Raw genomic sequence first — 19,991 nt, 5'->3', positions numbered from 1 at the left:
TCAGGGGTCGTCAGGGTCACGTCGCGGTCGACACTGGCGTTGGGGGCGAAATGCACGCGTCGTCCTTGCCGAAGCCGAACTGCTGCTCCTCGCCGCAGCGCTTCAGGAAGTCACTGCGCGCCATGCTGCGCGACAGCTTGCCCGACGACGTGCGCGGCAAGGTGTGCGGCGGCACCAGTTCGATCAGGCAATGGATGCCGAATTCGGCGTGGATCGATTGCTTCAGGCGCACCGATAGGGATGCGAGCTTGACCGGGTCGGTTTCCCGGACTTGCACAACGAGCACTGCGGTTTCGCTCTCGTTCGCGTCCGTGATCGTGAAGGCCGAGGCGTCGGTCGGGCGCACTTCGGGCTGCTGCTCGGCTAGATACTCAAGATCTTGTGGCCAGATGTTCCGTCCCTTGATGATCATCAAGTCCTTGGCGCGTCCCGTGATGAACAGGGAACCATCCGCAAAGTAGCCCAGGTCGCCGGTGTTCAGCCAACCGTCGTCCGACAATACCTCGTGTGAGGCCTCGGGGTTGCCGAAGTAGCCCGACATCACGCTGGCACTCCGCAGGTACACCGTGCCGCACCGGCGGTCTGGCAGCACATGGCCCCGATCACCGCGCACCTCTACCTCGAAGCCCGGCAGCGGGCGACCGCAATTGATGAAGGCCTTGCCTTTCATGGCGGCTTCACCCTCGATGGGCGGTCGCGCCTCACCAGTGCGCGACAGCCTGTCGATATCGATGATGTCGGCGTGCGGGCCGCTTCCCACGGGTGCGAAACTGACCGCCAGCGAGCACTCGGCCATGCCGTAGCAGGGCAGGAAGGCACGCTCGTCGAAGCCGGCGGGTGCCAGGATCTCGGCCACCTGCTGCAGCGACCCTGGATGGATCATCTCGGCACCGACGCCGGCGACGCGCCACGAGGACAGATCGAGCGATTCGATGTCCGCAGGGCGCAGGCGACGCGCGCACAGCGTGTAGCCGAAGGGCGGGCTGAAGGAGATCGTGCAGCGGTTGCGCGAGATGACCTTGAGCCACAGGCGTGGGCGCATCGCGAACTCACGCGTTGGCAGGTAGTCGACCGTGCGCTGCGTGGCGACGCAACCCAGCACGATGCCGACGAGGCCCATGTCGTGGTAATGCGGCAGCCACGAGCAGAAGCGGTCGTTCACAGTGAGTGTGAAGCCATGGTTGAAGATGGCGCTGAGATTGGCCATGACCGCGGCCTGCGTGATCATGGTGCCGCGCGGGAAGCGCGTGCTGCCCGAGGTGTACTGCAAGTAGGCCAGGTCGGTTGGCAGCGGGGCCGGCGGCAGATCGGCCTGCGCATCCAACTGCATGAAGTCCTCGAACGTGCCCGACAGCGTCAGTGGCAGGCCCTGGCTCGCTTCGTTGAGGAAACCGATGAATTCGGACGGGGCGAAGGCGGCCACCGCCTGACAGTCGCGCATCAGTTGCCGCAGGTGGCGGACGTAGGCGTCGCGGCCACCCAGGTGCACGGCAGCGGGCAGTGGCACGGGCACAAGCCCGGCGTACTGGCACGCATAGAACATCACGGCGAAGTCGGGATGCGTGTGCGCGACCAGGGCTAGCCGCTGGCCGCGACCGATCGGCGCCAGACGGCGCGACATTTCGAGGGCGCGCCGACGCAACTCGCGGTAGGGCAAAACCGCCGAGAGCTTGTCGCGCCCGTCGTAGTAGTTGAATCCGCTTTCGCCGGTGGCGGCGTAGTCCAGGGCTTCGGTGAGGGTGGAGAAGACGGCACTGCGCAGCGGAATTCCGCTGATCGTCGGCGTTGGAACTGCACCGAGAAGCGTGGCTTCCATCACTGTGCACCCCCCTGCTTTTCGTGTTCCTGAACGCTCAGGAGAACGCTAGACCACAATATTTTGGGCATGCACTGCTTCACTCTAAAACTTGGAACTGTACGATTCGGGCTAACCGCTAGCTGCGTGCCCTATGGAAGGAACTCAAGGTCTGCAGGATTGAAAAATCCTGCGCACTTCAAACCGTCATAATTATTGCGCACAGTAGTCAGGCTCGGGTTTCGTCCAGAAAGTTCGCCAATTGCTCCAGCGTCGGGTACTCGAAAAGATCGGTGACCTCGATCCGCTGGGGAAATTCGCGCTCGATAGCTTCATGAATACGCGCCAGGGTGAGCGATTTGAGGTTGATTTCCAGCAGGTTGGTTTGGACCGTGATCTGCTGGTCTGGAATCAAAGGCTCGCAGATCTCCTTGAGGCGCAGGGCCGTGGACTTCTGCCCGCCCCCAGCAGGGGGCGTTGCGGCGTCCGCTGATAGACATTCAGCCAATTCTGTGCGTATTGTATCGAACTCGCCTTCTTTGAAAGCATGAGCAAGTGCATACCGCTGAAGTTTGCCGCTTGTTGTCTTCGGGATGGCCATGACCGGAACGACTTCTGTTAGTTCCAAGTCGGTTTGCTGGCTGATCGCGCGCCGCAATGCCCGAACTTTCGGTACGAAATCCGCCAGTTCGCCGCGGTGGATCACGAAAAGTGCGACCGATTCAGTGTCTTCGCCGGTGGCGCGCACCCCGACCGCGGCTACGCGGTTGGCCTCGATGCCCGGAACCTGCTGAGCGATCAGTTCCAAATCGTCGGGGTAGTAGTTTTGCCCGTTGACGATGATCAGGTCCTTGGCCCGTCCGGTGATGACAAGTTGTCCATCGATGTGCAACCCCAGATCCCCGGTATCGAGCCATCCCCCGGGTGACCGCGAGGCCGTGGTGGCTGCCTCGTCGCCGAAATAGCCCCTGGACACGTTATCGCCCCGGATCTGAACGTGGCCGACTGTGCGGTCGCTCAGTTCAGCGCCTGTGTCATCCGCAATCCGTACCGTGCAGCCGGGCACGGCGCGGCCCAGCTTGACGAATTCGGCCGCGTGGTCCGAGCCATGCGGGACAACGTGCACCGGCGCGCCAATGCGCAGGGCCGTGCGGTCGAGGTCGACGGTTTCGAGCGTCATCGACGGTAGCGGAAAGCTGACTGCCAGGCTCGCCTCGGCCAGTCCGTATACCGGGAACATTGCGTTCGACTTGAGGCCGTAGGGTGCCAACGCTGCGGTGAAACGTCGGCACAGTTCGGCCGAGATGGGTTCGGCGCCATTGAAGATCAGCCGTACAGACGAGAGGTTCAGCCCTTGGGGTGGCGGCTTGAGCGCGAACTGCCGTAGGTAATGTTGGTAGCCAAAGTTCGGTGAGCAGAGCACCGTGGCTCGGCGTTGGCTGGCCTGTTCTAGCCAGAGCAGGGGGCGCCGCGCGAACAGATCGGTTCGCATGATCGCGTGGCTGGCGCCGCAGGCCAGCATGTTCAGGTGGAAGCCGATCAGCCCCATGTCGTGAGACAGCGGCATCCAGCTAAGCGCCACGTCGCGGGCCGAAAACGCCCCGGCCTCGATGATCGATGCGATGTTGGTGCACAGGTTGCGGTGCGTCAGCAGCACGCCTTTGGGTTCGCCCGTGGAGCCGGAGGAATACTGGATGAACGCCAGATCGTCCGGCTGCGGCGTCAGGGGCTGTCCCTGTTCGCCGCCGATGTCGAGGACGCCCGGGATCAAGGCGCGGGCGCGTAGCGCCGCGGCTTCCTTCGCAAACCCCTGGGCTGTGGCGAAGCCGTCGAGGCGCTCCAGCGATGGGGTGTCGATGTAGACCGATGTCTTCGGGCCAAGCTGCGCGAACACACGCAGTAGCTTCCGACGGTGCGCATCTGTGGCGCCAGGGGCCAGGGGTACCGGGACGATGCCGCCCAACACGCAGGCCCAGAACATCTCCAGAAAGCGCTCGTTGTCGCCGAGGCAGAGGATCACCGTGTCGCCGGGCCCGATCAACTGGCGCTGCAGCGCCCCGAGCACGACGAGCGCGCGCTGGCGCAGCCGCTGGAAACTCAGTACGCGCTGCTCCTTGTCGCCCTCGATCAGGGTGATCTGGCGGTCGTCGCGCGCGGTGGCGGGCAGGATGGTGTGAAGGGTGTCGAATCGCATGGAAGGCATGCCGCTTATCGGCGCGACACGAGCCGCATCCGCAGGGGATGGCGCGTGCGCAGGTTGATCTGGAATTCGGCCTCGGCCGGCTCGGTGCTGACAGGAACCAATCGAAAGCGCTCCGCGACCATCGTCAGGTGCGTCGCCATCTCCGCCATCGCGAAGCCGGCGCCCACGCAGAAGCGCGGGCCGGCCGAGAAAGGCAGGTAGGCGAAGCGATGCCGCCCCGTCGCTGCGTCGGGCATGAAGCGCGCCGGCAAGAATTCCTCGGAGCGGTCCCACTGCGCGGTGTCGCGGTGCAACAGGTAGGGACAAATGAAGATGTCGGTGCCGGCCGGCACGTGGTAGCCGCCCAGGGTGTCGTCCTGCAGCGCACGGCGACTGAAGAGCCACACCGGCGGGTAGAGCCGCAGTGCCTCCTGCAGCACTTGCTCGACGTAGTCGGTAGAGGCGAAGGGTGTGGTCAGGGCTTGGTCCTGCGGGGCTTCGGTGGGCGCGGCATGTGCGATGGCGGCATGGAGCGCCGCTTCGGCCTCGGGATGCCGGGACAGCAGGTACCAGGTCCAGTTGAGCGTGCTGCCGGTGGTCTCATGGCCAGCAACGATGAGCGTCATCACTTCATCGAGAAGGGCGCGGTCGGGCATCGGCTCGCCGCTGGCCTTGTCGCGCACCTGCATCAGCATCGAAAGCCAGTCGGATTCGACGCGCGCTTCCTGGCGACGTACGTCGATGATGGCGCGCACGAAGCGCGCGAGGTCGCGGAAGCGTGCGGCGAACTGCAGGTCGCGCCGGCTCTCTTCGGTCAGCAGGCCGAAGGGGTTTCTGCCTTCGGACTCGAGCATCCGGTCGAAGTCCTGGCTGAACAGCGCACGCAGCACGATCTCAAGGGCGACGCTGCTGAGCTCGTGCGTCAGGTCGATGGGTTCGCCGCTGTCGGCATGGGCGCTCCAACGCGTGAGCAGATCCGCGTTGACCTGCTGTACCACTGGGGCGAAGCCGCGGGTGGCCTGACCCTGGAATGCGGGCTGGATCATGCGGCGCTGGCGTGCCCACAGGTCGCCGTCGCTGACGATCAGGCCGTTCCCGAGCAGCACGCGGACACGTTCGAGTCCGGCGCCCTTGACGTAGTTGCCGCGGTTGGTCAGCAGTACGCGGCGGATGTCTTCGGGATCATGGAGGACGAGGCCATCGCCCGCGCGTGTCAGCGACGGAACGCGGCAGATGGGACCATAGCTGGAGCGCAGTTGCTGCAGCACCGGCAAGGTTTCTTCATTGGCGTCGAGGTCGTAGCCCTCGTTAGGGCCCGGCGCCAAATTTCCCTGTGCCATAATCCAAAATTAACCTTGGTGCTGAAGTTTCGATTTTATGTCATGCGCGCGCCAAATGCTGCGTCCATGCCCATAGCCGTCTTGATTTCCAACGACTCCGTGCTTTCCATGGCGCTCGAGGCCGCATGGATGGCTGAACTGCCGGAGCCCCGCCAGGCCCAGATCGCACGCTGGCCCAGTGTCCGGGCGCGGCATCGGTCGCTGATCGCCAGCCGCCTGTTGTGCGAAGGGCTTCGTCAATTCGGTCACCACGGCACCGTGCTGGCGTCCTTGCGTTACACCGCGCGCGGCCGGCCATCGCTTGATCTGCCGGTCGACTTCAGCATTTCCCATTGTGATGGACGCATCGCCTGCGCCGTGTCGACGGACGGACCGGTCGGCATCGACGTCGAGCGGGTCGGTGCGTTGACGGCCGGCGACTTGCCGCGCTATCTCAATGACAGCGAGCGCTCTTGGGTTGGTCGCGACCCGCGGCGCTTCTATACGGTCTGGACGCGCAAGGAAGCTGTGGCCAAGGCGGCCGGAACCGACAGCCTGGCGGATCTCCGCGACATCGATACCCGGCCGGCGGGTGAGGGTGCTGTATTCGCGGGCCGACTCTGGCAGACTTGGGCGCTCGAAATGGGATGCACCCACATAGCGCATCTCGCGTTTCGAGACCGGCGCACGCACTGGCGCGCGACGCAGGTGTCCAGGGCTTGGCTCGAGCACGACCTCTGCGTTGATCGTCCGTGATTGCCCAACCCGTCCTGTCGCCGAATCGCCGATCCATCCCCATCGTCTCTTCTTTTTCTGATTGGTGAATCATCGTGTCTAGACCTGAGCGAGCCCTTATCCTCGGCGCCGGCCAAGGCAGCCGTCTGTTGCCGCTGACCGAACAACTCCCGAAGTGTCTGCTCGACCTGGGCGCCGGCCGCAGCATGCTCGAATGGCAACTGCGCGGACTAGCCGAGGCGGGCATCGGAGAAGTGGTCATCGTGACTGGTTTCCGTTCCGACCTCGTCGAGCAGGCGTTGCAACACATCACGCCGCCCGGCATGACCGTGCGCACCTTGTTCAACCCCTTCTACAAGCTGGCCGACAACCTCGCGAGCTGCTGGATGGCCCGCGCCGAACTGCAACGGCCCTGCCTGGTGCTCAACGGCGACACCTTGTTCGAGCCCGAGATCGCCCGCCGTCTGCTGGCAGCGCCCGCGGCGCCGATCACGGTCACGATCGACCGGAAACCGGACTACGATGCCGACGACATGAAGGTCGAGGTCGAGGGCGATCGCCTGCGCGCCATCGGCAAGACGCTGTCGGCCGAGCGCGTCAACGGTGAATCGATTGGCTTCCTGCGCTTCGAGGCCGATGGCGCCGCGCTGTTCGTCGCCGAGCTCGAACGCACCATGCGCACCGCTGAAGGCCCGGGCCTGTGGTACCTGTCGGCGATCAACCGTCTGGCGGGCGCCGGTGCGGACATCCGCGTGGCCTCGATCGAAGGCCTGCAGTGGGGGGAGCTCGACTTCCCGGCCGATCTGACCCATGCCAGGAACTTGACGTCGGGCTGGTTGGAGGGCAACGCCGTGGCACACATTGCCGAGGTTTCTGCGGCCGCCTGAAGTGGGGCGTTTGTTCAAGTCGCCGACACCATCCGGCGCACCAGGTCCAGGTCCGCGGGCTTGTCCACGTCGATAGCGGCGCGTCCATCGTGCATCGACACCAGCACCAGCCGCACACCGCCGGACAACGTGCCCAGCCGATCGGCCGCCGCCGCCGAACTGAGCCAACCCAGCCGATAGCGCAGCGCGAACAGCCAGCCCAGGCGCTGCATCATGCGCAGCGGTTCCTTGCGAGCGCGCTCCATTTCGCCCCAGAACGCGATCGCGCCGGTCGCGTTGGGCTGCGCCAGCAGGAATAGATTGCAGCCCGAGAAGTCGTTGTCCGAGAAGCGCAGCCAGGTGCGCCGCGTGGCGGGCGCGGCTGCCTCGACGGCCTGACGCGGCGCCAGTGCGGCAACTACGTCGGCATCGGGTGGGCATGCGGCTAGGAACTCGTCGATCCACGCGGACCGCAGCAGGGCGTGGTCTGCAGTAGTCACGAGCAGCGGCGTGCCTTCGCGCGCAATCGCCGCTGATACGGTGGCGCTGGGGCCTACCTGCGTCGGCATGGTGACCCACGGCTTGCCGCAGACGCTGGGTTGGAGCCCCGGCAGGTTGCTCAGCAACTCGGGCCGGTCGATCGCGATAACAATGCGCCCGACCGCGGGTGCGGCAGCCAGCGCGGCAACGACGCGCTCGATCATGGTCGAGCCGCCGATCTCGATCAACGCTTTGTGGCTGACGCCAGCGTAGTCGGCAAGCGGGTCGCCGCCGGGCCGTGTGCCGGCCAGCACGAGTGCGGTGAGTCCGGCCACGTCAGGCTCCTTTCTTCATGGCGACCACGGGGGCCTGGCTGGCGTTGTGGACGCGCGCTCCGGTTACGAAGTAGGCATGCAGCTCATGGGCGAAGCTGTTGAGTTTGAGCAGGATCGATTTGTTGCCGCGTACCAGCGCGTTGTAGCCCAGCACGGCGGGAATCGCCACGGCCAGTCCCAGCGCCGTCATGATCAGCGCCTCGCCCACGGGGCCGGCCACCTTGTCGATGGTGGCCTGGCCTGAGCTGCCGATGCTCAGCAGCGCGTGGTAGATGCCCCAGACCGTGCCGAACAGTCCAATGAACGGCGCCGTGGAGCCCACCGAGGCCAGGATGGCCAGGCCCGACTGCAGGCGTGCGGTGAATTCGTCGATGGAGTTGCGCAGGCTGCGTGTGACCCAGTCGCTCACGTCGAGGCTGTCGTGCAGGTGCGCCTTGGTGTTGCGGTGGTGGGCGGCGGCTTCGCGGCCTTCCAGCGCGAGCTGGCGAAACGGATTGTTCGCGTCCGAGCCCAGCTTGGACAGGCCCGCAGCCAAGTCTTCGCTGTACCAGAAATCTTCCGAGCTGCGCGCGAACTTCTTGAACCGGACAATGTCCATCGCCTTGATGAGGATCACCATCCACGACGCGAGCGACATGCCCAGCAGCAGCACCGCGACCGCCTTGGTGACGAAATCCCCCTGGGCCCAGACATGTGCGAGACCGAATTGCGAATCCATAGAAATACTCCAGAGGCTTATTCAAGAACAAAGTTGAGTGGTATGTTGAACCACATGGCCTCGGGCGCGCCATTGCGCTTGCCCGGCACGTAGCGCCACTTCAGCACGGTGTTGTAGGCGGCTTGGTCGAGACGCTCGTAGCCGCTGGATTGGCGGATCTCGGCCTTCTGCGGCAGCCCGTCGGTGCCGATGAGCACGCGCACCACGACCTTGCCCTGCTCGCCAAGCCGGCGGCTGATGGTGGGGTAGGGTGGCGATGGGTTCTGCAGGTAGTCCGCCGCGCTCGACGGCAGCTCGATCTTGGGCGGCGCGGGAGGCGCGGGTGGAGCCGGTGGCGGGGCGGGCGGCGCCGCGGGCGCGGCGATGGGTGGCGCAGGCGGTTGCGGCGTGGTCACGCCCACGGGCGCATCGGGCGCGGGCGTAGGGTCGGCAATCGCCAGCGGCATGGGGGCGGGCGGCGGCGACTTGATGGTCGGGCGCTTGATCGGCGCGGGCGGCGGCGGGGGGGCGGGTGGCGCAGGCTTGGGCTTGGGCGGCTCGATGAACTCGCTGAGCAATTGCACCGGCACGATCACCTCCACCGCGCGCTGCAGCAGGCTGGCCTGCATGGCCCACAGCGCGACCACATGCAGCGCCACGACGACGCCGGCAATGACGAGATTGCGGGGAACGCGCGGAGGCGCCAGGGTTTGTTCGGCTGATGTCATGGAAACAGAGTGGTGCCGTTGCTGCGCTGCAACGCAGCCCGCGACTTTACTTGCGGAAGACCCACCAGAGACAGCCCACGACCAGAACCAGCATCAGACTGCCAGCGAAAGTGCCGAGGAAGCCCATGCCTTGCTCTGCGTGCTGGAGGCGGCGAGCTGGATCGCAAGTTCTGCCGGGGTGTCGTGCAGCGCCGCCACAGGGCGGGTTGCACTGCATGGGGCCACCGCGTCGCGGGCGCAACTCTCGCGGCGCCCGCATTGTGTGGCCATGCCAAATTCGAACTGGATGTCGTCAAAGTTCATGCCCGCATGCGCATGGCGCACGATCTCGCGGTCGGAAGCCCGGTGGCATACGCAGACGATCATGGAGCGGAACGCAGACGGCTGGCTGATGAATGCGTCCATTATAAATAAGAATTCATCGCATTTGAATAAGAATGCGTGTCAAAGAAGGCTTCTTCCATGGCTGGGTTCGACAGGCTGAACCATTGCTGCATAAAGATGGCGCTCGCAGCATGGTTTCCAGTGCAAACGGTGGGCGGCCAAGACAGTCCAGGGAACCACATGGCATTTGGTGCTTCCGAGTAGGCGCGATACCCCAGCTCCACGGGCACAGGCTCAGGGGAAACGGGGGAGGGTGGAGCCAAATCCCAGCAATCGCTTCACAGAAGTCCTGGCATCGCATGCCGCGAGCCGAACGGGGCCCGCCGTCGCTGAACGCCTGCGCCGCAGTTGCGCAATCCCCAGCGCAGAAGATGGGGCGGCGATGGCAGCCATCCGGCGGATGGGCCGCCGCTTCAGGTGCCGGTGGCGCTCACGGATGGCCGGTTCGCGGCGGCGCCGAAGCGCGCCTCGATGGAGCGCTGCATGCCCGCCGCGTCCAGCCCCTGCAGAGCCAGCAGCTTGGCCGCGTCGCCGTGCTCGATGAACGCATCGGGCAGGCCCAGGTGCAGCAGCGGCTTCACCACGCCGGCGGCGGCCAGCGCCTCGGCCACGGCGCTGCCGGCCCCGCCCATCACCGCGCCCTCCTCCACCGTCACCAGCGCCTCGTGCTGGGCGGCCACCTGCAGCAGCAGCCCGGCATCGAGCGGCTTGGCCCAGCGCATGTTGACCGCGGTGGCGTCCAGCGCCTCGGCGGCCTGCAAGGCGGGGTACAGCAGGGTGCCGAAGGCCAGGATGGCGATGCGGTGGCCCGTGCGGCGCACCTCGCCCTTGCCGAACGGCAGCGCGTCCAGCCCCGGCAGCGGCGCCACACCGGCACCCGCGCCACGCGGGTAGCGCACGGCCACGGGCTGGTTCTGCGCGAAGGCGGTGGATAGAAGCTGCCGGCACTCGCGCTCGTCCGCCGGGCAGGCCAGCGCCATGTTCGGGATGCAGCGGATGAAGGCGATGTCGTAGGCGCCCGCGTGCGTGGCGCCGTCGGCGCCGACCAGGCCGGCGCGGTCGAGCGCGAACACCACGGGCAGGTTCTGCAGCGCCACGTCGTGGATCATCTGGTCATAGGCGCGCTGCAGGAAGGTGGAATAGATGGCCACCACAGGCTTTTGCCCCTCGCAGGCCAGTCCGGCGGCGAAGGTCACCGCATGCTGCTCGGCGATGCCCACGTCGTAGTAGCGCTCGGGGAAGCGTCGCTCGAACTCCACCAGCCCCGAGCCCTCGCGCATGGCCGGCGTGATGCCCACCAGGCGCTGGTCCTGCGCTGCCATGTCGCACAGCCACTGGCCGAACACCTGCGTGAACGTGGGCCTGGGCGCCACGACAGGCGATACGGCAGGCTTGACCAGGCCCACCGCCGGGTCGAACCTGCCCGGCCCGTGGTAGGCCACGGGGTCTTCCTCGGCCAGCTTGTAGCCCTGGCCTTTCTTCGTCACCACGTGCAGGAACTGCGGGCCTTCGAGTTGCTTGATGTTCTCCAGCGTGGGGATGAGCGATTCGAGGTCGTGGCCATCGATCGGGCCGACGTAGTTGAAGCCGAACTGCTCGAACAGCGTGGCCGGCACCACCATGCCCTTGGCGTGCTGCTCGAAGCGCTTGGCCAGCGCGAACAGCGGCGGCGCGGCCTTGAGCACCGACTTGCCCATGTGCTTGGCCGCCGCGTAGAAGCGCCCGCTCATGAGCTGCGCCAGGTAGCGGTTGAGCGCGCCCACGGGCGGGCTGATGGACATGTCGTTGTCGTTCAGTACCACCAGCAGCCGGCTGCCCTCGCCCACCTGCACGCCGGCGTTGTTGAGCGCCTCGAAGGCCATGCCCGCGCTCATGGCGCCGTCGCCGATCACCGCGACGGCATGGCGCTGTTCACCCTTCTGCTGCGCGGCCAGCGCCATGCCGAGCGCGGCGGAGATGCTGGTGGACGAATGCGCGGTGCCGAAGGTGTCGTAGGGGCTTTCGGCGCGCTGCGGGAAGCCCGAGATGCCGCCCCACTGCCGCAGCGTGGCCATGCGCTCGCGCCGGCCCGTGAGGATCTTGTGCGGGTAGGTCTGGTGGCCCACGTCCCAGACGATGCGGTCCGCGGGCGTGTCGAACACGTAGTGCAGCGCCACGGTGAGCTCCACCGTGCCGAGGTTGGAGCTGAGGTGCCCGCCGGTCCGGGACACGCTGTCGAGCACGAAGGCGCGCAGTTCATCGGCCAGCACGCGCAGTTCGGGGCGCGACAGGCGGCGCAGGTCCGCCGGGTCGTTCACGGTCTCCAGCAAGGGGTAGTTGCTCATGGATTTACTATGCTTTTGATAGCTCCAGCAGCTTGATTTGCCTGCGCTGCAGGCCGATTTTATTCATAGGAATCAACTGCTGCGCTCAACCACCGCCAGCGCCAGAGCACGCAAGGCACGGGTGTCGCGCAGGCCGCTGCCGTCCAGCGCCTGCTGGGCCTGGGCCAGCAACTTCCGCGCATGGGCGCGGGCGCGCTCCAGGCCCAGCAGCGATACATAGGTGGGCTTGTCCTGCGCCGCGTCCTTGCCGGCGGTCTTGCCGAGCGTGGCCGAATCCGCCGTCACGTCGAGGATGTCGTCCACCACCTGGAACGCCAGGCCGATGGCCGCGCCGTAGCCGGCCAGCGCATCGAGCGCGCGCGCATCCGCATGGCCGCAGGCCGCGCCCATCATCACGCTGGCCTGCAGCAGCGCGCCGGTCTTCAGCCGGTGCATGCGGCGAAGTTCGTCCTCGGCCAGCGGCAGGCCCACGCTGGCCAGATCGATGGCCTGGCCGCCGGCCATGCCGGCGTGGCCGGCGGCGCGCGCCAGCAGGCGGCACAGCCGGGCCTGCACGGCGGGGGGAATGGCGTCGTCGTCGGGCGTCAGCAGCTCGAATGCCAGCGCCTGCAACGCGTCGCCGGCCAGCAGCGCGCGGGCCTGGCCGAACCGCACGTGTACCGTGGGCTTGCCACGGCGCAGCACGTCGTCGTCCATGCAGGGCATGTCGTCGTGCACGAGCGAATAGGCATGGATCAGCTCGACGGCGCACGCGGCGCGCAGCGCCGCATCGTCGAGTCCCCCGCGCAGCGCCGCGCCGTCGGGTCCGGCGCCGGGCCGGCCCTGGGCCACTGCCTCGCGCGCCGCCAGCACCAGCAGGGGCCGCAGGCGCTTGCCGCCGTCGAGCACCGCGTAGCGCATGGCCTCGCCCAGGCCGCCGGGCGCATCCGCCGCTACCCAGCGCGACAAGGCCTGCTCGACGCGGTCGAGCCAGCAGACGCTCCAGGGGCGCAGGTCGAACGCGGGCGCTCCCACGCCAGCAGCATCAGGCGGCCGGATGGCGCTCATTCTTCTTTCCAGGGCCGCAGCACATTGCCGTCGAGCACCTTGATCTGGTCTTCCACCGCTTCGAGCCTGGCGCGGCAGAACGCCAGCAGCGCCGCGCCGCGCTGGTAGCCGGCCAGCAGTTCCTCCAGCGGCATCTGGCCCGACTCGATGCGCGCCACGAGCCGCTCCAGTTCCTGCATGGCGGCCTCGTAGGTGGCGGGCTCCGCGGGGGCGGTCGGCGGGGGGGCGGCTTTGGGCATCGGGTGGGTGGCGGGCGCGTGGGAAAACTCTCGATTCTAGGGTGTGTCACCCCAGGGTGCCGAACCCCGCGTTCCATGCCGAATACACGCGCCTGCGGCCCGGGAATAACCCTGTTGGGTACAATCCCATTCCCTCTGGTGCATGCCATTGTCTCGCCGGCCCTGCGTGCCGGCTTTTCTTTCCATCCGTGCCACGGCGCGCAGCACACTGCATGCCTTCCGCACCTCCCGTACCTCCCTGTGGGGAGTCTTTAGGTCAGGTCACCCATGTCTGATTTAAGTCTTCAACTGCAGCAGGCCGCAAGCCAACTTCCAGTTTCCAGCTACTTCGACCCGGCGCTGTTGCAGCGCGAGCTGGAGAGCATCTTCCAGCGCGGGCCCCGCTATGTGGGGCACAACCTGAGCGTGCCCAACGCGGGCGACTACTACGCCTTGCCGCAGGAGGGCGAAGGCCGCGCGCTGGTGCGCAACGCCCAGGGCGGGGTAGAGCTGGTGTCCAACATCTGCCGCCACCGCCAGGCCGTGATGCTCAAGGGCCGCGGCTCGCTCCACGGCCAGGGCAAGGGCCATGCGGGCGGCAACATCGTGTGCCCGCTGCACCGCTGGACCTACGCGCCCGGCGGCGAGCTGCTGGGCGCGCCGCACTTCGCGCAGGACCCGTGCCTGAACCTCAACAACTACGGCCTGCGCGAGTGGAACGGCCTGCTGTTCGAGGACAACGGGCGCGACATCGCCGCCGATCTGGCCGGCATGGGTCCGCGCGCGGACCTCGACTTCACCGGCTACGCGTTCGACCGGGTGGAGCTGCACGAGTGCAACTACAACTGGAAGACCTTCATCGAGGTCTATCTGGAGGACTACCACGTGGGCCCGTTCCACCCGGGGCTGGGCAACTTCGTCACCTGCGACGACCTGCGCTGGGAGTTCCAGCGCGAGTTTTCTGTGCAAACCGTGGGCATCGCCAACGCGCTGCGCAATTGCGGCAGCGACGTGTACCGCCGCTGGCAGCAGGCGCTGCTGCAGTACCGCAACGGCGAGACGCCGCGCTACGGCGCGATCTGGCTCACCTACTACCCGCACATCATGGTGGAGTGGTATCCGCACGTGCTGACCATCTCCACGCTGCATCCGCTGGGCGTGGACAGGACGCTCAACATGGTGGAGTTCTATTACCCCGAAGAGATCGTCGCGTTCGAGCGCGAGTTCGTCGAGGCCCAGCAGGCCGCCTACATGGAGACCTGCATCGAGGACGACGAGATCGCCGAGCGCATGGACGCGGGCCGCAAGGCCCTGATGCTGCGCGGCGACAACGAGGTCGGCCCCTACCAGAGCCCGATGGAAGACGGCATGCAGCACTTCCACGAGTGGTACCGCCGCGCCATGGGGGCCGATGCACTCCGTTTTTGATAGCTGCTACCGCAGTATTTACAAGCGCTGCGGGCACTTTTTACTGTGAAAAAACGGCCCATGCAAGCCTGGTGGATGGTGCTGGCCGCGTTCTTCTTCGCCAGCATGACGGTGTGCGTGAAGTTCGCGTCGCAGGGTTTCAATGCCGCCGAACTGGTGTTCTACCGCGGCCTGCTGGGCATGCTGTTCATGTGGCTGCTGGCACGCTCGCAGCGTGTCGGCCTGGGCACGCACTACGCCGGCATGCATGCCTGGCGCAGCATGATCGGCGTGGCCTCGCTGGGCGGCTGGTTCTACTGCATCGCGCACCTGCCGCTGGCCACCGCGGTCACGCTGAACTACATGAGCAGCATCTGGATCGCGGTGTTCATCGTCGGCGGCGCCATCATCGCCTGGCGGCCTTCGCCGGACCGCAGGACGCCGCCGCTGCAAGGCTCGCTGGTGCTGACCGTGGTGGTGGGCTTCGTGGGCGTGGTGATGCTGCTGCGCCCCTCCATGGGCCCCCACCAGGGCTTCGCGGCGATGGTGGGCGTGCTCTCGGGCATATGCGCGGCGCTGGCCTACATGCAGGTGACGGCGCTGTCGCGCATCGGCGAGCCCGAGACGCGCGTGGTGTTCTACTTCTCCGCCGGCTCCGCCGTGGCCGGCCTGGGCGGCACGCTGGCGACCGGCCTTTCGGCCTGGAATTGGAAGGCAGCCATCTGGGTCGTTCCGCTGGGCCTGCTGGCCTCGTTGGGCCAGTTGTGCATGACGCGGGCCTATTCGCGTGCGGGCTCGCAGCGCGGCACACTGGTGGTGGCCAATCTGCAGTATTCGGGCATCGTGTTCGCCGCCATCTACGGCATGGCGCTGTTCGGCGACCGGCTGCCGTGGATGGGCTGGGCCGGCATGCTGCTCATCGTGGGCAGCGGCATCGCCGCCACGGTGCTGCGCAAGCACGCGGCGCCCGATGCGCCGGAAGAGGAACATTGAGCCGGGAAACGGCAGGAGCGACAAGGACATGGCCTTCACCACACTGATTTCCGCCGCGCAACTGCGCGACCTGCTGCAAGGCGGCCAGCCCTGCATGGTGTTCGACTGCAGCTTCGACCTGGCCGCGCCCGAGGCGGGGGCGCAGCAATACGCTGCCGCGCACATTCCCGGCGCGGTCTACGCCAACCTCGACGCCGACCTGAGCGCCAAGCATGGCGTGCCGGGCGCGGGCGGCACCATCGTCGCGCACGAGGCCGACCGGCCCGCCTCCGGCGGGCGCCACCCGCTGCCGGGCCGCGAGACCTTCGCGCTGTGGCTGTCGAACGTCGGCTTTTCCAACGCCATGCAGGCCGTGGTGTACGACCGCAACGGCACCAACTTCTGCGGGCGCCTGTGGTGGATGCTGAAGTGGGCGGGCCATGCCGGCGTGGCCGTGCTCGACGGCGGACTGCAGGCCTGGCAGGCCGCGGGCGGCGCCGTGAGCAGCGCGCAGGAGCCCTCGCGCTTCCAGACCCGCTTCGCGCTTCACGCGCCGTTGGTGCGACTGGTCACGGCAGGCGAGGTGCTGGCCCGCCTGGGGCAGCCCGGCCAGACGCTGGTCGATGCGCGCGCTCGGCCCCGCTACCGGGGCGAGGTGGAGCCGCTGGACCCGGTGGCCGGCCACATCCCGGGTGCGCTGAACCGCCCGTTCAGCGAGAACTTCGACGCCAGCGGCCACTTCAAGCCCGCGCCGCAGTTGCGCGCCGAGTTCGAGCAGTTGTTGGCGGGCCGCGCGCCCTCCAGCGTGGTGCACCAGTGCGGCAGCGGCGTGAGCGCCCTGCCCAACCTGCTGGCCATGGAACTGGCCGGCCTGGGCGCCACGGGCCTGTTCGCGGGCTCGTGGAGCGAATGGTGCAGCGACCCTGCGCGGCCCGTGGAACGCGGCTGATCCATGACACACTGCGGGGGCCGCCGCCGTCGACGGCCCCAGCCCCTGTGCTCCATGCAAGTTCTCTGTTATCTCGGCAAGGCGACCCGCAGCGGCAACCTTGCCGTACCGTTTGAAAGCCTGCTGGCCACCAGCGCCGACTATGCGCGGCGCCAGGGCCTGACCGGCCTGCTGGCCGTTGCCGACGGGTATTTTCTGCACCTCGTCGAAGGAGAGCCCGACGCCGTGGAGGGGCTGGTGGGGCGCATCGCGGTGTTTTGGAACCACGAATCGCCCACGGTGCTGTTCGAGCACGACACGGATGTGCGGGCCTACGCGCAATGGAGCTGCGTCATCGCGCGGCGCCCCGCGACGCTGGCCGACATGGCCGGGCGCATGGCCTACATCCGCGGCTTCCTGCATGCCGACGGCAGCGCCTCGGCGGCGGATGCGTTCCGCTACTTCCTCACGCCCAACCGCGCAGCCCGCCCGCCCGGCGCGCAAACACCGGTGCGGCAGATCGCCGTGTGCAGCAACTCCGTGCTGTGGTTCAACCCCGTTTTCAGCCACCTGGCCGAGCGCTACGGCACCCAGGCCAGCGCGCTCAAGGTGTCCGAGACGGGCCGCGACGCGGATGCCTTCCCGCTCGACTACGCCGACGTGGTCGCTGGAGACGGCGTGGGGCTGGCGCGGCTGGTGGGCATCAGCGAAAGCCTGGTCGGCTCCACGCTGTCCTCGCCGCTGCTGAGCAAGGTGGAGCTGCTGGTGTTCCTGATGCGCCGCAGCGGCCACGGCAGCGACACGGCCTTCGTCGCGCAGGCGCTGCGGCACCCGCAAGCGCGGCACGCGCTGCCCGGCGTACTGTTCATCACGCCCGGCGGCAACGCCGAGCTGTCGGCCACGCTGCGGCGCATTGCCGCAGAGGCCGGCATGGAAAGCGCCGAGCACACGGGCTCGGTGCTCGACGGCGGCTCCACCTGGGGCGCCATCCGCGACTGGCTGGCCGCGCACCCGGCGCGGCCGCCGCACAAGCTGACGGACGCGTAGGGCGGATTCCTACACGGCGGGCACGAAACCAGACACGCGGCGCAGTCGAACCCCGACTTAATTTCTGATTGGGCGATCTTCACAATCCATTTCAACGGATCAGCCAAAAAAGATGCCTCCCGCATCCAGGCGACTCCGAACCGAAAGGATTGCGCCATGACCAGCGACCAACTGCTCACCGAGATCCGCGAAGCGAATCTGACCTACCTGATGCTCGCGCAGACCCTGATCCGCCAGGACAAGGCCGAGGCCGTATTCCGCCTGGGGATCAACGAGGAATCCGCCGAGCTGCTGGCAACGCTGTCGTCGGCGCAGGTCCTCAAGCTCGCGTCGCAGAACACGCTGCTGTGCCGCTTTCGCGTGGACGACGACATGGTGTGGAGCCTGCTCACCAACCACAACACGCCCAAGAAGGTCGGCAACGAGGCGACCAACCGCCTGCACGCCAGCATCCTCATGGCAGGCCGCGTGAGCGAAGTCCTCTAGGAGCCAGGCCATGTCCACCGCAGCCGCCCTCGCCGTCAAGAGCGTCCTCAACGAATCCCGGCAGATCGAGCGCGCCGCCATGCTCATCCAGATGGGTGCGCGCATGCAGGTGCTCGAATCGGAAACCACGCTCTCCTACGAGCGCCTGATCCGTCTGTACAAGGAGATCGCGGGCAAGTCGCCCTCCAAGGGCCAGCTCCCGTTCTCCACCGACTGGTTCCTGACCTGGCAGGAGAACATCCACTCCTCGCTGTTCCTCAACATCCACGAATACCTGTCCAAGGGCGCCAGCCTGGATTCGGTGGAACTGCTCACCCGGGCGTACCGCCTCTACGCCGAGCAGGTCGAGGCCGCCGGCATCGACGCGCTGCTGTCGTTCACGCGGGCCTGGCGCCTGGTGAAGTTCGTCGAGGCATCCATGCTCGGCACGACCGCCTGCACGCAGTGCGGCGGCCGCTTCGTGACCGAGCCCTACGAAAACGCCCGCCACTACACCTGCGGCCTGTGCAACCCGCCCGCCCGCGCCGGCAAGAGCAAGAGCGCCGGGGCCCTCATGCTGCACTGACAAGCGGAGCGGTGCCGTCGGCGCCGGCCACCACTGCGACGCGGTCGCGCCCGGTGCGCTTGGCTTCGTACAAGGCCGCGTCCGCGATGCAGAGCAGGGCGTCGAGCCGCGTATCCGCGGCAACCGGCTCCTGGTGCACCAGCCCGATACTGACGGATATGTTGAGGCACTGGCCGTCCGGCCCGCGGATTTCGCAGCGCCGCGTTTCGAGGCACAGGCGCTCCGCCACCGCCAGCGCATCGCCGCGCGTGATGCGGGGCAGAACGACCCCGAACTCCTCGCCGCCGAGCCGCCCGCACAGGTCGCCGGGACGCAGCTCGCCGGCGAGCATGCGCGCGAATCCCTGGAGCACGGCGTCGCCCGCAGCATGGCCATGGCGGTCGTTGACCTGCTTGAAATGGTCGATGTCGAGCATCAGCACCGCAGCCGACTGCGCGTCTGCGGCCATGCGCGCCAGCAACTTTGCGCCCGTCCCCATGAAGGCGCCGCGCGCCATGGCGCCCGTCAGGTGGTCGAAGTTCACCGCATGGTCGAGCCGCCGCAGCATTTCGCTGCGCGCCGCATGGGAGCATGCGGTAGCCAGCGGCCCCAGGAACAGCAGCGCCACGCCGGCACGCACCGACAGCACCATTTCCATATGCGTCGGCGTGAAAGTGGACATGCCCGCCGCGATCTCGAAGGTCTGGAAATAGCCGACGAGCATGCCCAGCAGGCAGGTGGTGAACAGACTGTAGGTCAGCGCGCACCACAGCAGCGCCGGCACCACGAAGGCAATGGCCCCGGGCCCGCCGATCAGCGTGCCCGCCAGCACGGCCAGCAGCACCGAGAAGACCGGGGCCATGTGCACCCAGCCCTGCCAGCCCTGCCAGCACGGCCTCTGCGCGGCCACGGCCCGCCACATGCGCGCCGGGGCCGGGGCGGTGAAGATGACGGGCATGAGCAGCACGTAGTTCATGAATTCGGTGCTGACCCAGACCCAGAACGTTTCGTACCAGTCCGCGTGGAACATCACCGGCCCGGCCCCGCTGCCGACCAGCGCCGAGGCCAGGGCGGAGGAGATGGACACGCAGAACAGGTACAGCGGTGACAACTGCCGTTGCATGCGCCAGAACTTATCTTCCACGCGCTTGTACATGACCACGCCGACCAGCACGCCCGCCATATTGGAGGCCGTGAGCCAGAGGGTCGTGAGGAATGCCCCGCCAGTCGTCAAATCGGCCAGCATGTACCCGATCGCCGCAGCCAGCCAGCCGGGCCAGTGCGCCCAGGCGGGGTTGCGCACCATCAGGCCCAGCAGCATGGCGTTGGTCAGCCAGAACGCCGAGAAGAACCCCGTGGGCCGCGCCCATATGCCCAGGTAGCAGGCACCCAGCACCAGCAGCCCCAGCAGCGCTACCCCGCGTAGGTCAAGGACGGCACTGCGCAGCCGGTCGAGAAAATGCATAGGGGGTGAATGGGACACGACCCGCGGACACA

Annotated in this window: 19 protein-coding genes and 1 pseudogene; 8 read left to right on the top strand and 12 right to left on the bottom strand. The window is 67.2% G+C overall.

Features of this window, described 5'->3' with window-relative positions:
* Positions 1–16 precede the first annotated feature (16 nt).
* The 3 genes from PY257_RS07690 to PY257_RS07680 form a co-directional block, all read right to left on the bottom strand.
* Complete coding sequence (locus PY257_RS07690) at positions 17–1,816, bottom strand: fatty acyl-AMP ligase (protein WP_275740592.1); 1,800 nt, start codon at positions 1,814–1,816, stop codon at positions 17–19.
* A gap of 208 nt (positions 1,817–2,024) precedes the next feature.
* The gene (locus PY257_RS07685) at positions 2,025–3,989 is read right to left on the bottom strand and encodes a non-ribosomal peptide synthetase (protein WP_275740590.1); all 1,965 of its coding nucleotides are present in this window, start codon (positions 3,987–3,989) and stop codon (positions 2,025–2,027) included.
* A 14-nt stretch (positions 3,990–4,003) separates the two neighbouring features.
* Positions 4,004–5,317: a cytochrome P450 gene (locus PY257_RS07680; protein ID WP_275740589.1), complete on the bottom strand. Its 1,314-nt coding sequence runs from the start codon at positions 5,315–5,317 to the stop codon at positions 4,004–4,006.
* A gap of 66 nt (positions 5,318–5,383) precedes the next feature.
* On the opposite strand from PY257_RS07680, the gene PY257_RS07675 reads away from it, so the two are divergent.
* Together PY257_RS07675 and PY257_RS07670 are read left to right on the top strand one after the other, a co-directional pair.
* The gene (locus tag PY257_RS07675; protein ID WP_275740588.1) at positions 5,384–6,052 is read left to right on the top strand and encodes a 4'-phosphopantetheinyl transferase family protein; all 669 of its coding nucleotides are present in this window, start codon (positions 5,384–5,386) and stop codon (positions 6,050–6,052) included.
* 74 nt (positions 6,053–6,126) lie between these two features.
* The gene (locus tag PY257_RS07670) at positions 6,127–6,918 is read left to right on the top strand and encodes a phosphocholine cytidylyltransferase family protein (RefSeq protein ID WP_275740586.1); all 792 of its coding nucleotides are present in this window, start codon (positions 6,127–6,129) and stop codon (positions 6,916–6,918) included.
* A gap of 14 nt (positions 6,919–6,932) precedes the next feature.
* Here PY257_RS07670 and PY257_RS07665 read toward each other — a convergent pair whose 3' ends face one another.
* The 8 genes and pseudogenes from PY257_RS07665 to PY257_RS07630 all read right to left on the bottom strand — a co-directional run bounded on the left by PY257_RS07665 (position 6,933) and on the right by PY257_RS07630 (position 13,131).
* Entirely contained in the window at positions 6,933–7,712 is a 780-nt protein-coding gene (locus PY257_RS07665; RefSeq protein ID WP_275740584.1) for a nucleotidyltransferase family protein, read from the bottom strand.
* A 1-nt stretch (position 7,713) separates the two neighbouring features.
* A complete protein-coding gene (locus PY257_RS07660) occupies positions 7,714–8,430 on the bottom strand; it encodes a MotA/TolQ/ExbB proton channel family protein (RefSeq protein ID WP_275740582.1) in 717 nt (238 codons plus the stop codon).
* 17 nt (positions 8,431–8,447) lie between these two features.
* Positions 8,448–9,137: an energy transducer TonB gene (locus PY257_RS07655; protein ID WP_275740580.1), complete on the bottom strand. Its 690-nt coding sequence runs from the start codon at positions 9,135–9,137 to the stop codon at positions 8,448–8,450.
* Between the two features lie 93 nt (positions 9,138–9,230).
* Entirely contained in the window at positions 9,231–9,503 is a 273-nt protein-coding gene (locus PY257_RS07650; RefSeq protein ID WP_275740697.1) for a (2Fe-2S)-binding protein, read from the bottom strand.
* Positions 9,504–9,568: 65 nt separating this feature from the next.
* Positions 9,569–9,681, bottom strand: a pseudogene (locus PY257_RS07645) (transposase); the annotation flags it as partial.
* 253 nt (positions 9,682–9,934) lie between these two features.
* A complete protein-coding gene (dxs, locus tag PY257_RS07640; RefSeq protein ID WP_275740578.1) occupies positions 9,935–11,845 on the bottom strand; it encodes a 1-deoxy-D-xylulose-5-phosphate synthase in 1,911 nt (636 codons plus the stop codon).
* A 72-nt stretch (positions 11,846–11,917) separates the two neighbouring features.
* Positions 11,918–12,892 carry a polyprenyl synthetase family protein gene (locus PY257_RS07635; RefSeq protein WP_275740575.1) on the bottom strand — a complete coding sequence of 325 codons (975 nt, stop codon included), beginning with the start codon at positions 12,890–12,892 and terminating at the stop codon, positions 11,918–11,920.
* Positions 12,889–13,131 carry an exodeoxyribonuclease VII small subunit gene (locus tag PY257_RS07630; protein WP_275740573.1) on the bottom strand — a complete coding sequence of 81 codons (243 nt, stop codon included), beginning with the start codon at positions 13,129–13,131 and terminating at the stop codon, positions 12,889–12,891. The genes PY257_RS07635 and PY257_RS07630 overlap by 4 nt, the downstream gene beginning before the upstream one ends.
* 267 nt (positions 13,132–13,398) lie before the next feature.
* On the opposite strand from PY257_RS07630, the gene PY257_RS07625 reads away from it, so the two are divergent.
* From PY257_RS07625 to flhC, 6 genes are all read left to right on the top strand, one after another.
* A complete protein-coding gene (locus PY257_RS07625; RefSeq protein WP_275740571.1) occupies positions 13,399–14,538 on the top strand; it encodes an aromatic ring-hydroxylating oxygenase subunit alpha in 1,140 nt (379 codons plus the stop codon).
* Between the two features lie 60 nt (positions 14,539–14,598).
* The gene (locus PY257_RS07620; RefSeq protein WP_275740569.1) at positions 14,599–15,510 is read left to right on the top strand and encodes a DMT family transporter; all 912 of its coding nucleotides are present in this window, start codon (positions 14,599–14,601) and stop codon (positions 15,508–15,510) included.
* Positions 15,511–15,538: 28 nt separating this feature from the next.
* Entirely contained in the window at positions 15,539–16,438 is a 900-nt protein-coding gene (locus tag PY257_RS07615; RefSeq protein WP_275740567.1) for a sulfurtransferase, read from the top strand.
* A 54-nt stretch (positions 16,439–16,492) separates the two neighbouring features.
* Positions 16,493–17,464 (top strand): BLUF domain-containing protein, encoded by a 972-nt coding sequence (locus tag PY257_RS07610; protein ID WP_275740565.1) that lies wholly within the window; start codon positions 16,493–16,495, stop codon positions 17,462–17,464.
* A 156-nt stretch (positions 17,465–17,620) separates the two neighbouring features.
* The gene (flhD, locus tag PY257_RS07605) at positions 17,621–17,950 is read left to right on the top strand and encodes a flagellar transcriptional regulator FlhD (RefSeq protein WP_275740563.1); all 330 of its coding nucleotides are present in this window, start codon (positions 17,621–17,623) and stop codon (positions 17,948–17,950) included.
* Positions 17,951–17,960: 10 nt separating this feature from the next.
* Positions 17,961–18,515, top strand: a complete 555-nt coding sequence (gene flhC, locus PY257_RS07600) for a flagellar transcriptional regulator FlhC (protein WP_275740561.1) — start codon at positions 17,961–17,963, stop codon at positions 18,513–18,515.
* On the opposite strand, the gene PY257_RS07595 is transcribed toward flhC, so the two are convergent.
* Positions 18,502–19,959, bottom strand: coding sequence for a GGDEF domain-containing protein (locus PY257_RS07595; protein ID WP_275740559.1), 1,458 nt, complete (start codon positions 19,957–19,959; stop codon positions 18,502–18,504). The two genes, flhC and PY257_RS07595, sit on opposite strands and share 14 nt — an antisense overlap.
* Positions 19,960–19,991 lie beyond the last annotated feature (32 nt).

The organism is Curvibacter soli, assembly GCF_029211125.1.
GTDB lineage: Bacteria > Pseudomonadota > Gammaproteobacteria > Burkholderiales > Burkholderiaceae_C > Curvibacter_A > Curvibacter_A soli.
This window is presented reverse-complemented; position numbering and strand designations above follow the sequence as displayed.

Coding starts and splice junctions, on each gene's coding strand:
- PY257_RS07610 (WP_275740565.1), top strand. CDS start 16,493: ATGCAAGTTCTCTGTTATCTCGGCAAGGCGACCCGCAGCGGCAACCTT.
- PY257_RS07615 (WP_275740567.1), top strand. CDS start 15,539: ATGGCCTTCACCACACTGATTTCCGCCGCGCAACTGCGCGACCTGCTG.
- PY257_RS07655 (WP_275740580.1), bottom strand. CDS start 9,137: ATGACATCAGCCGAACAAACCCTGGCGCCTCCGCGCGTTCCCCGCAAT.
- PY257_RS07660 (WP_275740582.1), bottom strand. CDS start 8,430: ATGGATTCGCAATTCGGTCTCGCACATGTCTGGGCCCAGGGGGATTTC.
- flhC (WP_275740561.1), top strand. CDS start 17,961: ATGTCCACCGCAGCCGCCCTCGCCGTCAAGAGCGTCCTCAACGAATCC.
- PY257_RS07630 (WP_275740573.1), bottom strand. CDS start 13,131: ATGCCCAAAGCCGCCCCCCCGCCGACCGCCCCCGCGGAGCCCGCCACC.
- PY257_RS07680 (WP_275740589.1), bottom strand. CDS start 5,317: ATGGCACAGGGAAATTTGGCGCCGGGCCCTAACGAGGGCTACGACCTC.
- dxs (WP_275740578.1), bottom strand. CDS start 11,845: ATGAGCAACTACCCCTTGCTGGAGACCGTGAACGACCCGGCGGACCTG.
- PY257_RS07625 (WP_275740571.1), top strand. CDS start 13,399: ATGTCTGATTTAAGTCTTCAACTGCAGCAGGCCGCAAGCCAACTTCCA.
- PY257_RS07650 (WP_275740697.1), bottom strand. CDS start 9,503: ATGATCGTCTGCGTATGCCACCGGGCTTCCGACCGCGAGATCGTGCGC.
- PY257_RS07620 (WP_275740569.1), top strand. CDS start 14,599: ATGCAAGCCTGGTGGATGGTGCTGGCCGCGTTCTTCTTCGCCAGCATG.
- PY257_RS07685 (WP_275740590.1), bottom strand. CDS start 3,989: ATGCGATTCGACACCCTTCACACCATCCTGCCCGCCACCGCGCGCGAC.
- PY257_RS07595 (WP_275740559.1), bottom strand. CDS start 19,959: ATGCATTTTCTCGACCGGCTGCGCAGTGCCGTCCTTGACCTACGCGGG.
- PY257_RS07675 (WP_275740588.1), top strand. CDS start 5,384: ATGCCCATAGCCGTCTTGATTTCCAACGACTCCGTGCTTTCCATGGCG.
- flhD (WP_275740563.1), top strand. CDS start 17,621: ATGACCAGCGACCAACTGCTCACCGAGATCCGCGAAGCGAATCTGACC.
- PY257_RS07635 (WP_275740575.1), bottom strand. CDS start 12,892: ATGAGCGCCATCCGGCCGCCTGATGCTGCTGGCGTGGGAGCGCCCGCG.
- PY257_RS07690 (WP_275740592.1), bottom strand. CDS start 1,816: ATGGAAGCCACGCTTCTCGGTGCAGTTCCAACGCCGACGATCAGCGGA.